Consider the following 14,058-nt stretch of genomic DNA (forward strand, 5'->3'; position numbering starts at 1 on the left):
CGAAGAGACCTAGGGGTTCAGTTATCAAAATCACGTTCAATCCAGCCTTGCTCCAGGGCATACCTCGTGAGCTGTACACGATTCTCCAGCTGGAGCTTCTGCAAAATATTTTTGAGATGATTCTTCACCGTCTGATCCGATATTCCCAGTCGATCGGCGATCTCCCGATTGGTCTTGCCGGAGGCAACCCAATTCAGAATTTCTCGTTCTCTGGTAGTCAGCGGTGTGCTGCCATCGTCTGCCTTCTTGGTCTTTGGAAACTCCTGCAATATGCGATAGGCAAGCTCCGGGTTAACAGGGGCTTCGTCACTGACAACGGCCTTCAGGTATTCCAGCCAGGTGGAGGGGGATAAGTTCTTGAAGAGGTATCCTTGCGCACCTTGTTTAAGTGCTTCAAACAGATGCGTCACATCATCGGAGACGGTAACCATCACAATGATGACATAGGGATAGCGCTGCTTGATCGCTCGTGTCGTCTCCAGTCCATCCATTCCTGGCATGCGGATATCCATGAGGATGAGATCCGGCATCCATTCCTCGGTCAGCACCAGTGCTTCTTCACCGCTTGACGCGGTAGCTACAATCTCAAACATCGGTTCCTCCGATAATATCGATTCCATGGCAGCTCTGGCATGGGCTGAATCGTCGACTATAAGTACTCGTGTCATATTCATGAGGGGTCCTCTCCTTTGATAATCAGCATGCAAGTTCCGCTGTTCTCCATGTTGCTGAAATGAAACCTCCAGCCCATCTCCTCCGCGCGTCCTCTTGTTATACGAAGCCCGTACCGGTCTTTCCGCTGCTCCGGGTCGCCAGTAAAGCCAGTTCCGTCATCTGTAATGGACACCTTCCAATGCACCTTATTTCCTGTTCCTGTTACAGAGATCGTGCTGGCATTGGCATGCTTGCGGATATTTAGAATTGCTTCCCGAATACAGGCAATGAGCTCAACATGTTCTTTTGTCGTGAGCGCTTCATCCGAGAGATTCCATTGAATACGTGAATCATATCTGCCGTCTGCAACCATATCCTCAATCTGTCTGAGCAGCTGCTGCGGAGAGTCCGGGCTGTTCTCTTCACTGTGAGGAACTTTCAGCTGAGCGATGGCTTGTCTGGCGTAATGATGCACTTCGTGTACGGTTTGTCTAACTTCCTGCAGTTCTCCTTCGTTAGGGGTGCCGGTCAGTTTACGCTCGGCTTTATCAAGCTGGACGGACAGCAGGAACAACGACTGGGCTATGCCATCATGCAATTCCCGTGCCAGGTGCTCCCTGGCCTCCAGTGCAGATTTCGCTGCCTTCTCACGTTCCAGCTCAGCCTGCGATTTCTCCATCATCGTAAACAATTTATTCAATAAAGTGACGCTAATGAAATATATAATAACGGGTGTCAGCCAGTTTCCTGCCTCCATGGAGAGATAGGGCATAAGGAATTGGTGACGTACATATTCCCATAGACCAACGGTGATGGTAGGGATGAATAGGATCATCCATTTCATTTGTTTATAGCTCATCGCCAGCTCAAGTCTCCTTCTAGGCAGGTTGTGAAGATGTATAATTCATTTTATTATAACCTTTAATTCAGAGACGAACGAACTCTTTGTATTAAGAAGCCCAAGCATTCAAGAGGAATTGTATGGCTGCAGAAGAAGGTGTACGAAAAATGCGGACTTAGCACTTCTCACTAGATATTATCACAGAGAATCAGCCTTCCTTAAGGTAAGGTTACTTCGATATACTTGTGTAGAGACAGAGAAATGGATTGAAGGAGTGTAGTAAAAGCATGAGTCAAGCCGTATTGGAGCGTCGAAGTGAAATACTCAAGAAGAATATCGAACGGATGCTGATTAGAGAGAATCAGCGGGGCATTACAAGACAGCAGAGTATGTTTTTACAACAAATGATTAAAGAGCTTCATCAAACCTCTCATGAACTGGATGTAAAGAAATCATAATCCAAGCAAGAGCATGTAAAAAAACCTATGCGATTTCTACGGGTATCCGTAGGAACACATAGGTTTTTTGATATGAATAGGGAAGTGCTGATGTTAATTGGATAAGACGGTGGTATGTCCTGTTTCCATATATTCCGATCTCGGCATCTGCACTTGGATATAAGAGATGAACAACTCCACCAGCTCAGGATCAAACTGCGTGCCTGCACAGGCGCGAAGCTCGACAATGGCTTCCTCGAAGGTCTTTGTCTTCTGATACGGTCTTTCCGAAGTCATGGCATCGAAGGAATCGATAACTGTAAGCATTCGGCATAGCTTAGGAATCTCCTTGCCTTTAAGTCCGTGAGGATAACCTTTGCCATCATACCGTTCATGATGAAGCTCGATATAGGGGATCAGGTCCTTGAACCGATGATCCGTCATGGCAATTTTTTTGCCCCAGGCGACATGCTGTTTGACGGTTTCCCATTCCTCTGAAGTCAGCTTGCCTTTTTTGTTGAGTACGCCCCAGGGGATTTCGAGCTTCCCGATGTCATGAATCAATGCGCCGAGTATAAAATTACGCCTCTCATCCTTCTCCAGACCAAGACTGGTGCTCATATCAAGCGCATACTTATATACCCGCTTCGAATGCTTGAATGTATCAATGTCCTTGTATATAAACAGATTAAGCTGCTGCTCGATATAATGAATTTCCTGATCCAGATCAATGTCAGCTTCCATCTCGACATTACACCCGTAAGTATGCACGGTATTCTTGCCTTGTTTCTTCGCATAGTAGAGCGCTTTATCCGCATAATCGACTAGCTGGGATTTGTCATACAGTTCAATTTCATATTCGGCAATACCGGCAGAGAAGGATAAGCATTTATGAGGAAAAACTTCTACACCATCAAAAGGAGTATCGTTTAGTTTTTTTCGAATTCGATCGACGAATGAACGTGCTTCTCCTATGGGATATCCAGGCATCAGCAGGGTGAATTCTTCTCCGCCATATCTCGAAGCTATAATTGGAGTGTCTTTCGTTTCCTCCTTAAGCAGAGCACCTAGAAAGCTGATAAGTGTATCCCCTTTGAGATGTCCGAAGCTGTCATTGTATTTCTTAAAGTCATCGATATCAATCATCGCTAAAGTGAGCGGCGATTCGTTCTTGCGTGCATCGTCGATGCTCGTCTCCAGGGAACTCTCAAAATAACTGTGATTGTATAATCCGGTACGCTGATCCAAATTCGAACGATTCAGAATCTGATGATACACCAAAAATAGCTGACGAAATGCATAAGATAATAAAATAGCTAAGCCTAAGAAGAGAATGAGACCAAAAACTCCGTTATGCACGATGAGAACAACTAGAACAAGAGAAAGAATAAGCATACACAAGTAAACAAGCATGGTTTCTTTGACGAAACCTTTTAGAGCTGTATAAAGATCCTTCCTGTACAACAGATAATAGTAGAGAAAAAGTCCTATCGTGTTGATTGCAAAGTAAACGGCAAGAGAGATCATATAAGATGGCAGGTTCTGATCATAAACCGAACCCAATCTGCCATCAAGCAAGATAAATACTTCGTAGGATACAGAGATCATGATCGAATAGAGTGCAAAATTCGTTACATGCTTCCAACGAGGAACGTTTCTCTTATATATCAGATAGCAAATTAAGCACAAAAGAGAGACAGATAAGGTAAACGAGTTGCCATATATAAAAATACAAGCGAGGTAAACGGATGAGTCAAAGGACATTACATTTCCTTCAGGTGGAAGTCGAAAGGTTAGGCTGTTTAGAATAAGAGTTGCCCCGACCATGATGTAGAGATTGACCCATTGTTCGCTGGTATAATTAAAAAACTCTCCCTTATTGACGTAGCAGAAAGTGAGGATACCGCCTATCCATAGCATAAGAATATACCATTGGCTAATATCTACTTTTTTTATTTTGATTAAAAGTGTTGTCATGAAATCTAGATTCTCCTATTAATTTCATCGTATATGTTCATATTTTATCATGACATTAAACTATTAAAAATAAAGAAAAAAACAGGCTATGAGGCCTGTTTTGAGAAAATGTGAGACGAGAATAGCTCCTAGCCAAGTGCAAATCCAGAAGTCAATGCCACAACGACAGAAGCAACAATTACCCCGTTCATGATGATGCGGGCGATGTTAGATTTTTTCATGGTATGTATCCTCCTTTTCGTTTTAATTTGATGTATGTAAACTTGGTGCGAGATCTTGATCTTCAGAATCCTTCTTCGGGGGCACCATAATACTCTGGATGTACAGGAATATACCCAGGTTCATGACAACGTCCCCGATACTAATGACTTGGGTTCGAGGGTAAGGACTTGAGAGTGGGATAATGTCTCCCAGAAAAGATAAGTGAGTGGAGGCATCTAGCATGTAATGCTTATACACAGCGTCACCGCTGGTCAGAAGCTCTGTATAGTAAGGCCCGAGAACTTGGGCAGCTTCTAATGAGACAGGCATACGGCCGCCGTTGACAGCCATAACGATAAAGTTCAGGAATACGCCAATGAGAATGATCAGAAATCCCTTGTTCTGCCTATTAACCCATAGGAAGAACATTCCTACAATGTAGAGGAACATAAAGAAATATCCTGAAACCGGTGCAAGCCAAGCTGCGTCGCCTTGAAAGCGGAAGATGATAAACTGGATAAGCAGTAATATCGGGAAAATCAATCCGCCTCGTAGCTTGATCTGTCCAAACTGCATGAGACCATGCTTAAAGCCGCCTCTGAAAAGCCCTACGATAAGTCCTAGAATTATACCATCATAGACCATGTATCAATCTCCGTTAGTTTCAAATTTTTATCGTAATACTATTATTCGACTTCAAATTGGTAAATCCTTCATGAATTTAAAATTTTTTTTGATATTTTTTAATTAATTTGTCTGATATCAATTTTCTTGTCTGATTCTGAATTATTATCAAATATATCTTTACGACGAGTTATGGAGTGAACTCTCTTGCTAATTAACTATAAATTTCGTTCAAATACTGATCAACAGGTATATCGACCTAAGAATGATCTCGAGCAGGTAAGTATACTTAAGCGTATTGACATACCCATGGGGGGTATAATATATTAGGATAGAGTGGAAGGAGGTCATGTGAGTGGATGATAAGAAGACAGCTGTTGAAGGTGAGAACAGAGTACATTGCCATGATTCTCATTCAGACCATCATCAAGATGGAGTAAGGCACAGCCATCACTCCGATGAGATGAAGAATATTCTGACGACCCGTCTGAACCGGATTGAAGGTCAAATTCGCGGTATAAAGGGCATGATTGAGAGAGATACCTATTGTGATGATGTGCTCACGCAAATTGCCGCTATTCAGTCTGCGCTTAACGGTGTCGGGAAGCTTCTCTTAGAGGGGCATATGAAGAGCTGTGTTATTGATCGAATCCAGGCGGGCGAGCATGAAGTGATTGACGAGCTGCTGGTGACGGTTAAGAAGCTAATGAAGTAGTGTTATTGAATCCGTGGTGTTGGAAGTCCAGACGTATAATATAAAAAACCATCTAATAGGAGGAAATGAATATGAGCAGCGTAACATTGAATGTACAAGGGATGTCCTGTAACCACTGTGTGAAGTCTGTTGAAGGAGCGCTGGAAAGCGTCGGAGCTAGAGGCAAAGTGGATTTGGCCTCCGGTACGGTTAATGTAGAATATGATGAGCAGAAGGTAACGGTAGATCAAGTAAAGCATGCGATCGAAGATCAGGGTTATGACGTGGTTTAATATAGCTGCGGATGGATCATATTAAGTTAACAATGAGCGAAGAGCAGCCTGTTCAGGTCTGCTTTTTTTCAGAACAATAGTATACCCCCAAGGGGTATTAGGGGATGATATAAATGAATTCGCCTTCCGTAAGCAGCGAGAAGCATGCAAAGTTAAACATCACAGGAATGACCTGTGCTGCTTGCTCTGCCCGCATCGAGAAAGGACTTTCACGCATGGAGGGTGTACGCAGCGCGAATGTTAATCTCGCATTAGAGCAAGCAACTGTGAGCTATGACCCGGCCGTCCTAGAGGTCAGTGACCTTAGGAGTAAGGTCGAAGCACTTGGGTATGGAACCGTAACGGAACGGGTGGATCTGGATATTACAGGGATGACCTGCGCGGCATGTGCTACACGGATTGAAAAAGGACTAAGCCGAATACCTGGAGTGGCTAGTGCCAGTGTTAATCTCGCATTGGAAACAGCCCACGTTGAATACGATGCGAGTGAGACCACTCCCCAGGATATGGTCCGTAAGGTAGAACAGCTGGGCTATGGCGCTCTGCTGCAGAGATCGAAGGAGGATATCACAGAAATCAGACAGAAGGAGATGGCTCGCAAGAAGTGGAAATGGATCATATCTGCTATATTATCAATTCCGTTATTGTGGGCTATGGTGGGCCACTTCTCGTTCACTTCATGGATGTATGTGCCGGAGCTGTTCATGAATCCTTGGTTTCAGCTCATCCTTGCGACACCGGTTCAGTTCATTATCGGTTTTCAGTTCTATAAGGGTGCTTATGCAGCTCTTCGCAGCAAGAGTGCGAACATGGATGTACTCGTTGCCCTCGGTACGTCGGCGGCCTACTTCTATAGCTTGTATCTGACGATCAACTGGACCATTGAAGGAGGACACCATGGGGCCGAGTTGTATTATGAGACAAGTGCAATTCTGATCACGCTGGTGCTGGTGGGCAAATGGTTTGAAAGTGTGGCCAAAGGCCGATCCTCCCAGGCCATCCGCAGTCTGATGGAGCTGGCACCGCAGTCGGCATCTGTTATTCGTGACGGGCAGGAGATGATCATTCCGGCTACAGATGTTGTCGTATCCGATCTGCTTATTGTAAAGCCCGGTGAGAAGTTTCCTGTGGATGGAATAGTTGAGAAAGGGAGCTCCTCTGTAGATGAATCTATGCTGAGCGGCGAGAGTCTGCCCGTAGATAAGCAAGTCGGCGATTCCGTTGCGGGGGCGACGATCAATATAAATGGAGTGCTGACAGTTAGAGCAACCCGGGTAGGCTCGGATACAGCGCTTGCACAGATTATCAAGGTGGTTGAAGAAGCGCAGGGGTCCAAGGCACCAATACAGCGAATCGCTGATGTCATCTCTGGGATCTTTGTTCCTATCGTTGTAGGAATTGCGATTGTGACGTTTGTCGTGTGGTTCTTCTTCGTGGAGCAGGGTCAATTCGCGGCGGCTATGGAAAAAGCGATTGCTGTACTCGTTATAGCTTGTCCTTGTGCCCTCGGCTTAGCGACTCCAACCTCCATTATGGCAGGCTCGGGTCGGGCAGCGGAATACGGCATTCTGTTTAAAGGCGGAGAGCACTTGGAGCATGCTCAGGAGATAGAGACAGTTGTGCTGGACAAGACCGGGACGGTTACAGAAGGGAAGCCTAAGCTGACGGATGTAATAATGGCTGAAGGCCGATCTGAAGAGGAGCTGTTATCCCTTGTAGGAGCTGCAGAAGCGGCATCGGAGCACCCATTGGCAGGTGCGATCGTTACAGGGATCGGAGAGCGAGGCATCGCTGTTCCGGAGGCTGAACGGTTTGAGAATGTGCCGGGCTATGGGGTCAAGGCTGTAGTACAAGGGCATGAGCTGCTGATCGGCACTCGGAGATTGCTTGATGCACACAAGGTGGATAGTTACTCTGCTGAGAAAGGTATGGAGGAGCTTGAAGCCTCTGGCAAAACGGCTATGCTCATCGCAGTGGATGGCGTCTATGCGGGAATCATTGCGGTAGCGGATACGATTAAGGACACATCTCGGGCTGCTGTTCAGCGGCTGAAGGCGATGGGGATTGAAGTCATCATGATGACCGGGGATAACCGGCGTACCGCAGAGGCGGTTGCTGCTGAGGCGGGTATTGACCATGTGCTTGCAGAGGTATTGCCAGAAGGAAAGGCGGAAGAAATCAAGAAGCTTCAAGCCTCTGGCCAAAAAGTAGCGATGGCAGGCGATGGGATCAACGACGCGCCGGCCCTGGCGACAGCAGATACCGGCATGGCAATGGGTACAGGTACGGATGTTGCCATGGAGGCAGCAGATGTTACCCTTATGCGTGGCGACCTGAACAGCATTCCTGATGCCATTCTAATGAGCCGCAAAACGATGGGCAATATTAAGCAGAATCTATTCTGGGCGCTTGGGTACAATGTCATTGGCATTCCCATTGCGGCAGCCGGATTTCTTGCTCCGTGGCTGGCAGGAGCGGCGATGGCGCTCAGCTCGATCTCTGTTGTGCTCAATGCCTTAAGGCTCCAGCGAATTAAGCTGTAAGTAAAGATAGAAGATACCTGGCATCTCGTTGTGGAGATGGCCAGGTATATTTTTTTTGTTCGCTTAATTGTCACTTTGGAATTTATTTCTCTCTATAGTTGCTGACGCTGAGAAGAAACCAATAGATAAGCGAATAGCGGATTCATACCATTTGATCAGTGTTCACTTCTTGGCAATGGTTCTGAGCATATCTTTGAACTCTGTTAATTCCATATCTATGACGAACCGTGAGGTGCCGCTGTCTTTCTGCACAAGCTCTAACTCCTCTGTGCTTGGTTGCGATCCGACAGAGGATACTTTACCCTGCTGGACCATGTAATTTCCTTGATAGACTCCAGCAATATAATATGGATCTGAATTCCCGCCTTTTTTTAAAAACAGTATGGCATGGTCACCGCTCGTTAGCGGTGGATTGTAGCTGTCTTCGGCATGAGCGTTCTCTTGTCCTTGTTTAACACCAGTATAATTCAGTTTAATCTCCTCGCCAGGTGTAACCCCGGTTGTTGAGTAAAGAACATCCTTGACTTCGACCTCATAAGGGTCTGATTGGGCATCTAGGACTTCAATCTCGGCCGCCAGCACGGAATCAGCTAAGAGGTCCTCGAAGCTGGAATAGGAGACAGCAATGCTCTCGGCAGAGCCAGTTGTGCCAGTTGTTGCTGAGCCTTGCTGTGTGATGAGCTGCTCTTCCACATCCTCTGATGCACTGCCGGAGCGGTCTTCTGTCTCGGCCGCCGCTTCCTCCTTATGGGTGGATTGCTCTGAAGATGAGGTGGGAGAAGAGGCTTCTGAGCTGGCATTATAGTTGTTTTTTTGATTTGGGGATGTATCGAACTCAGTATCCATGGATTCAGTTTGACTGGTCTCAACTGCTTGATCGGATAAGCTCGCTATATTCTCGGTAACGGCACCATTAGGTATAATCCACCATACGGAAGCGAGCACCGCTCCGCTGATACCAAGAGTGAGCAGCATACGTCTCCACTGCCAAGGGCGGGGTTTATGCTGAGAATGAGGAGTCAGATTCTGTATCGTTTGGATGACTCGCTGCTTGTGCTCTTCTGTAAAAGGTTCCTCCTTAAAAGGCCCCTTTTTCAATCGCTCCTGCCAGTGTTCATGTTGATCGGTCATTCTTCGAGCCTCCTTAATTCTTTTTGTGCCTTTTGCTTGGCGCGGGACAGCCTGGATTTAACGGTGCCTTCCGAGATGCTCAGCAGCTCTGCCATCTCTTTTATTTTCATATCGTACTTTAGTGACAGCACAAGAACCTCCCTGAATTTGTCAGGAAGCTCCATGATGATGTCCCATATCGCATCGGCATATTGCTGTTCCATAACCTCAGTCTCCGCAGAAGGCATGGTGCTTGTACTGAGCTTTGCGGCGCTGCTGCCTTCCGCCGAATAATCCAGTGAAGAGACCCGCCCTCCAAGCAGGCCTTGTTTGAAGAAGCGGGATCTTCGATAGGAAAAAGCGGTATTTCTCGTAATCGTAAATAGCCATGTCTTCGTAGAGGCGTCTCCGCGAAATGTATGCAGCCCCTGATAGACCTTAATAAAGACCTCTTGGGAGATATCATCTGCGTGATCCCGGTTCCTCGTTAAAAAATAGGCGTAATTCCAAACGTCGTTGCCATACTCGTCCATGAGTTTATATAAAATCTGATGATCTGACTCCAAGTGCGTCACCTCTCTTACCATTAGACTTAGGAACAGTGCAAAAAGTTCCTTGTGCTCCTGGGCGCTCCTGTATTGCCTTCCACGCTCCGGGTTGTTTTGGGATGCGAGGCATGTCCCTGAAGTGTAATCAGAGCATCCATAGCCAAAAGTCGCTCTGAATGCAAAACACTCACTGGGTATGGGGAGATCTCAAGGGCAATACTCGCTCCTGTTTATTTCATTTTATTATTGCAAGTGGGTAAGAATATAGGGAGATATATGGAAAAAGAAGATTACAAATGAATAGACAAGGATCAAGGAGTGATTGATAGAAGCTCAGTGAAAGAGTAGACTTAATCCGTAAAGTAATTGTTATTTTAGAGAACGGAGTGAAAGAAGCGTGAATGATACAATCAATCTCTTGATGAACCATCGTTCGATCCGTAAATACAAAAACGAACCTGTCACCGATGAGCAGCTAAATACGATCATCGCTGCGGCTCAGATGGCTTCTTCATCCAGTAATGTGCAAGCCTACAGCGTTATCGCAGTCACAGATCCAGGATTGAAAGATGAGCTTGCTTCCCTTGCCGGCAACCAGGCATATATTCAGGAGTGCCCGGTCTTCCTCGTCTGGTGTGCAGATCTGTACCGTCTTCGCGAAGCGGCCTCTTCGCAGGCAGCTGGCGAAGAGACCTATGAGGATACGACAGAGAATTATACAGTGGCGACCATTGACGTCGCGCTTGCTGCACAAAATGCTGCGATTGCAGCAGAGTCGCTCGGACTGGGTATCGTATATATTGGGGGCATTCGCAATCAAATTGGCGAGGTCGCAGAACGGCTGGGTCTTCCTGAGCTGGTCTACCCGGTATTCGGCATGTGTCTTGGTGTTCCGGATCAGGAGCCGCTGCTTCGGCCGCGTCTGCCACTGCCTGCGGTGCTTCACAGGAACGGATACGACCGTGAAGAGACGACGGCACAGGTCAAGGAATACGACAAGACTCTATCGTCTTATATGCAAGAACGTTCATCCGGTAAACAGACCGCAACTTGGTCTGAAATGATGGCGAAGCGTCTGACTCAGCCGGCGCGATTGCAGCTGAAGCCGTTTCTTGAAAGCAAGGGCTTCATGAAGCGTTAAGTGAACGATCGAGCGATTCATAATAATGAACTATTCTTATAACGAGCAATTCATAAAAGAAGCAAAGACACCGTCCAAATAAAAACTGGACGGTGTCTTTTATAATGGGAATTTCTTTAGTGGCTAGAGATATTTCCTTAGTAAATATGAGTGCACCAATAGCTCAATAACCGCTTACTGTGCTATTTATGAAATCTCCCCCGGAACTGGCTGGGTGATTCATCCGTCCAGCGCTTGTATTGCCTGCTGAAATGAGCAATGTTCTTATAACCCAGCTTCATGGAAATCTCCTCGATGGATAGATCGGGGTCCATCAGCAGCAGCTTGGCTTTTTTTAGAATTAACATGGACATATACTGTCTCGGTGATAAGCCAAAAGCACGGGAGAACATTCGATTTACCGAAGATGTGCTATAGCCGACCTCCTGAGCAATGGACTCTACGGTCTCATGAGCGAGTGTCTCCCCATCCTCATTTTCAATATCTCCCACCATCTGTTCCAGCCTGGAGGCCACATAAGATGCAGTTGGGTTAATCTGCGAAGGCGTACTGTGTTCTTCCTGGGACAGCACATGACTGAGCGCTCCAAACAGCTCGAACAAGGCCGAGAGGATCATCATCCGTGATTGTACACGTACACCAGCTTCATCAAGGGTCAGCAGAATCAGTTTGTCCAGTGCAGGCCGGATCTGCTTGCTGAGTTCACTTCCCGCCTCAAAGAATGGCCTGCTTCTGGCACATAGCAGCTCTCTAAATGCGGGCTCATCCACATCAAAATGAATGCAGTAATAGGTCATCCCTTGAGGAGAAGCTGCGCAGCTCTCGTGCTCTTCACCGGGAATTAGCAGCATCAAGTCGCCAGGCTGCTGAAGGTAAGGCTGTCCATTTGCCCTCATCCGCTGAGATCCGGACAGGACGAGATTGACCTCGAAAAAGGGATGCGTATGAGCAGGGTAACTCCAATCGGAGTCTACGGTACGATAATGGGCGGCAAATACACGAAATGTAGAGTTCATATCAGGCAGCATAAATTCCGTGCGCTTGTGCTCGTCTTGATTAAGCTCTGTCCCAGGAAATTTCAACCGATGAATGGGCTGTTCATTTTTACGTTCGTTTCTATTGTTCACGATGGATTCACCTTCTTAACCCTTCTTATTGATCTGCTTTTTATTTGCTTGATTTGGATAAATTGTGACTTCTTCTGGATATGGGTAAACGCAATAAACCTTGCTATGATTATAGTATACTACTAAAAATATACGGGGTATATCATGCTGAATAAGTTGGGTAAATGATGGTCAAAGGAACAATAGCATGAACCGTAATGAGAAGGAGCATATTGATGGCTACGATTCAGAACCCGATCTTAACAGGATTTAACCCGGACCCAAGCATTTGCCGTGCCGGGGACGACTATTATATTGCAGTTTCGACGTTCGAGTGGTTCCCAGGTGTGGGAATCTATCATTCAAGAGATCTTAAGAATTGGAGACTTGTATCAAGACCCCTTAATCGCTTGAGTCAGCTGAATATGATGGGTAATCCCGACTCGGGCGGGATATGGGCGCCAGCTTTGTCCTATCATGATGACAAGTTCTGGCTCATTTATACGGATGTCAAAGTAACAGAGGGGCAATGGAAGGATTCCCACAACTATTTGGTAACCTGCGATACGATTGACGGGGAGTGGTCTGAGCCGATCCACTTGAACAGCTCCGGATTTGACCCGTCCTTGTTCCATGATGAGGATGGAAGGAAGTATCTGGTAAACATGGTGTGGGACCAGCGCGTCGGAAATCATCCGTTCTACGGCATTGCGCTTCAGGAATATGATCCTGAACAGCAGAAGCTTATCGGCACATCAGAGATCATTTTCAAGGGAACCGACATTAAGCTGACGGAAGCTCCGCATTTATACAAAATTGACGGCACTTACTTCCTGCTCACGGCAGAAGGCGGAACGAAGTATGATCACTGTTCAACGCTTGCCCGCTCGAAAGACCTGCGTGGTCCATATGAAGTACACCCGGAGAATCCGCTTATATCTTCCTTTGCTCATCCGCGGAATCCTTTGCAGAAGGCAGGACATTCCTCCATTGTGCATACCCATACGGATGAATGGTTCCTGATTCATCTAACCGGCAGACCACTCTCTAGAGAAGGACAGCCGCTGCTCGATCCAAGAGGATACTGTCCGCTCGGCCGCGAAACAGCGATACAGCGTTTGGAATGGAGAGATGGATGGCCTTATGTGGTCGGCGGTAACCATCCGTCGCTTCAAATTGAAGGGCCGAAGATGGAAGAAGTCGTTTGGGGTCCGGACTTCCCGGAGAAGGACGATTTTGTCAGCGAGGTGCTGAACCTGAATTTCCAGAGCCTGCGCATTCCGCTTGGAAGCGAGGTTATGTCACTCACAGATTGCCCGGGTCACTTGAGACTGTATGGCAAAGAGTCGTTCACGTCCAAGTTTACACAGGCATTTATCGCTAGACGCTGGCAGCACTTCCGGTTCACCGCAGAAACCAAGGTGGCATTTAACCCGACGACATTCCAGCAGTCTGCAGGCCTTAGCAATTACTACAACACACAGAACTGGACTTCCTGCCAGATCACTTGGCATGAAGAGAAGGGAAGAATACTGGAGCTGGTCGCTTGCGACAACTTCTCATTCTCCCAGCCTTTGCTGGGTAATGAAATTGTCATTCCAGATGAGGCAGAATACGTATACCTGCGTGTTGATGTGAAGTACGACATTTACGAGTATTCCTACTCTTGGGATGGACAGGACTGGACGACAATTCCGGTGCAATTCCAATCTCATAAGCTGTCCGATGATTATATCCAAGGGGGCGGCTTCTTCACGGGAGCATTTGTCGGTATGCGCAGTCAGGATACATCCGGACATAGCCTGCCGGCGGATTTTGATTACTTTATCTACAAGAGCAACGAAGCTTAATTCAAGATTCGAGCCATAGAAAAGCTCCGAACACCTCGC

At 46.7% G+C, this 14,058-nt stretch carries 13 protein-coding genes; 6 read left to right on the forward strand and 7 right to left on the reverse strand.

Annotated features, from left to right (window positions below; genetic code table 11):
• Positions 1–17 precede the first annotated feature (17 nt).
• Both ACFQ3J_RS19095 and ACFQ3J_RS19100 read right to left on the reverse strand, forming a co-directional pair.
• Positions 18–674 carry a response regulator gene (locus ACFQ3J_RS19095; protein WP_091159367.1) on the reverse strand — a complete coding sequence of 219 codons (657 nt, stop codon included), beginning with the start codon at positions 672–674 and terminating at the stop codon, positions 18–20.
• Positions 671–1,513 (reverse strand): sensor histidine kinase, encoded by an 843-nt coding sequence (locus ACFQ3J_RS19100; RefSeq protein ID WP_251583713.1) that lies wholly within the window; start codon positions 1,511–1,513, stop codon positions 671–673. Before ACFQ3J_RS19100 ends, ACFQ3J_RS19095 begins: the two co-directional genes overlap by 4 nt.
• Before the next feature lie 269 nt (positions 1,514–1,782).
• Here ACFQ3J_RS19100 and ACFQ3J_RS19105 point away from each other — a divergent pair, with 269 nt between their 5' ends.
• Positions 1,783–1,953 (forward strand): hypothetical protein, encoded by a 171-nt coding sequence (locus ACFQ3J_RS19105; RefSeq protein WP_170862498.1) that lies wholly within the window; start codon positions 1,783–1,785, stop codon positions 1,951–1,953.
• A 93-nt stretch (positions 1,954–2,046) separates the two neighbouring features.
• On the opposite strand, the gene ACFQ3J_RS19110 is transcribed toward ACFQ3J_RS19105, so the two are convergent.
• Together ACFQ3J_RS19110 and ACFQ3J_RS19115 are read right to left on the reverse strand one after the other, a co-directional pair.
• On the reverse strand, positions 2,047–3,909 hold the full coding sequence (locus ACFQ3J_RS19110) for a bifunctional diguanylate cyclase/phosphohydrolase (RefSeq protein ID WP_251583714.1): 1,863 nt from the start codon (positions 3,907–3,909) through the stop codon (positions 2,047–2,049).
• Between the two features lie 243 nt (positions 3,910–4,152).
• A complete protein-coding gene (locus tag ACFQ3J_RS19115) occupies positions 4,153–4,755 on the reverse strand; it encodes a DUF5317 domain-containing protein (RefSeq protein WP_091159372.1) in 603 nt (200 codons plus the stop codon).
• Between the two features lie 334 nt (positions 4,756–5,089).
• Between ACFQ3J_RS19115 and ACFQ3J_RS19120 the strand changes: the two genes are divergently transcribed.
• The 3 genes from ACFQ3J_RS19120 to ACFQ3J_RS19130 all read left to right on the forward strand — a co-directional run bounded on the left by ACFQ3J_RS19120 (position 5,090) and on the right by ACFQ3J_RS19130 (position 8,264).
• Positions 5,090–5,449 (forward strand): metal-sensitive transcriptional regulator, encoded by a 360-nt coding sequence (locus ACFQ3J_RS19120; protein WP_280142870.1) that lies wholly within the window; start codon positions 5,090–5,092, stop codon positions 5,447–5,449.
• Positions 5,450–5,520: 71 nt separating this feature from the next.
• Positions 5,521–5,721, forward strand: coding sequence for a copper ion binding protein (locus ACFQ3J_RS19125; RefSeq protein WP_091159373.1), 201 nt, complete (start codon positions 5,521–5,523; stop codon positions 5,719–5,721).
• Between the two features lie 113 nt (positions 5,722–5,834).
• Positions 5,835–8,264: a heavy metal translocating P-type ATPase gene (locus ACFQ3J_RS19130; protein ID WP_251583715.1), complete on the forward strand. Its 2,430-nt coding sequence runs from the start codon at positions 5,835–5,837 to the stop codon at positions 8,262–8,264.
• A gap of 162 nt (positions 8,265–8,426) precedes the next feature.
• On the opposite strand, the gene ACFQ3J_RS19135 is transcribed toward ACFQ3J_RS19130, so the two are convergent.
• Both ACFQ3J_RS19135 and ACFQ3J_RS19140 read right to left on the reverse strand, forming a co-directional pair.
• Entirely contained in the window at positions 8,427–9,395 is a 969-nt protein-coding gene (locus tag ACFQ3J_RS19135) for a hypothetical protein (protein ID WP_251583716.1), read from the reverse strand.
• Positions 9,392–9,949 carry an RNA polymerase sigma factor gene (locus ACFQ3J_RS19140; protein WP_311287251.1) on the reverse strand — a complete coding sequence of 186 codons (558 nt, stop codon included), beginning with the start codon at positions 9,947–9,949 and terminating at the stop codon, positions 9,392–9,394. Before ACFQ3J_RS19140 ends, ACFQ3J_RS19135 begins: the two co-directional genes overlap by 4 nt.
• A gap of 370 nt (positions 9,950–10,319) precedes the next feature.
• Here ACFQ3J_RS19140 and nfsA point away from each other — a divergent pair, with 370 nt between their 5' ends.
• Positions 10,320–11,063, forward strand: coding sequence for an oxygen-insensitive NADPH nitroreductase (gene nfsA / locus ACFQ3J_RS19145; RefSeq protein WP_251583717.1), 744 nt, complete (start codon positions 10,320–10,322; stop codon positions 11,061–11,063).
• A gap of 182 nt (positions 11,064–11,245) precedes the next feature.
• Here nfsA and ACFQ3J_RS19150 read toward each other — a convergent pair whose 3' ends face one another.
• The gene (locus ACFQ3J_RS19150; protein ID WP_251583718.1) at positions 11,246–12,190 is read right to left on the reverse strand and encodes an AraC family transcriptional regulator; all 945 of its coding nucleotides are present in this window, start codon (positions 12,188–12,190) and stop codon (positions 11,246–11,248) included.
• Between the two features lie 215 nt (positions 12,191–12,405).
• On the opposite strand from ACFQ3J_RS19150, the gene ACFQ3J_RS19155 reads away from it, so the two are divergent.
• Entirely contained in the window at positions 12,406–14,019 is a 1,614-nt protein-coding gene (locus ACFQ3J_RS19155; RefSeq protein ID WP_251583719.1) for a glycoside hydrolase family 43 protein, read from the forward strand.
• Positions 14,020–14,058: the final 39 nt, after the last annotated feature.

It is taken from the genome of Paenibacillus provencensis, from assembly GCF_042678545.1.
Taxonomy (GTDB): domain Bacteria; phylum Bacillota; class Bacilli; order Paenibacillales; family Paenibacillaceae; genus Paenibacillus; species Paenibacillus provencensis.

Bases quoted from the DNA above. Each gene is read 5' to 3' on its own strand.
- ACFQ3J_RS19095 (WP_091159367.1), bottom strand. From the start codon at position 674: ATGAATATGACACGAGTACTTATAGTCGACGATTCAGCCCATGCCAGA.
- ACFQ3J_RS19100 (WP_251583713.1), bottom strand. From the start codon at position 1,513: ATGAGCTATAAACAAATGAAATGGATGATCCTATTCATCCCTACCATC.
- ACFQ3J_RS19105 (WP_170862498.1), top strand. From the start codon at position 1,783: ATGAGTCAAGCCGTATTGGAGCGTCGAAGTGAAATACTCAAGAAGAAT.
- ACFQ3J_RS19110 (WP_251583714.1), bottom strand. From the start codon at position 3,909: ATGACAACACTTTTAATCAAAATAAAAAAAGTAGATATTAGCCAATGG.
- ACFQ3J_RS19115 (WP_091159372.1), bottom strand. From the start codon at position 4,755: ATGGTCTATGATGGTATAATTCTAGGACTTATCGTAGGGCTTTTCAGA.
- ACFQ3J_RS19125 (WP_091159373.1), top strand. From the start codon at position 5,521: ATGAGCAGCGTAACATTGAATGTACAAGGGATGTCCTGTAACCACTGT.
- ACFQ3J_RS19130 (WP_251583715.1), top strand. From the start codon at position 5,835: ATGAATTCGCCTTCCGTAAGCAGCGAGAAGCATGCAAAGTTAAACATC.
- ACFQ3J_RS19135 (WP_251583716.1), bottom strand. From the start codon at position 9,395: ATGACCGATCAACATGAACACTGGCAGGAGCGATTGAAAAAGGGGCCT.
- ACFQ3J_RS19155 (WP_251583719.1), top strand. From the start codon at position 12,406: ATGGCTACGATTCAGAACCCGATCTTAACAGGATTTAACCCGGACCCA.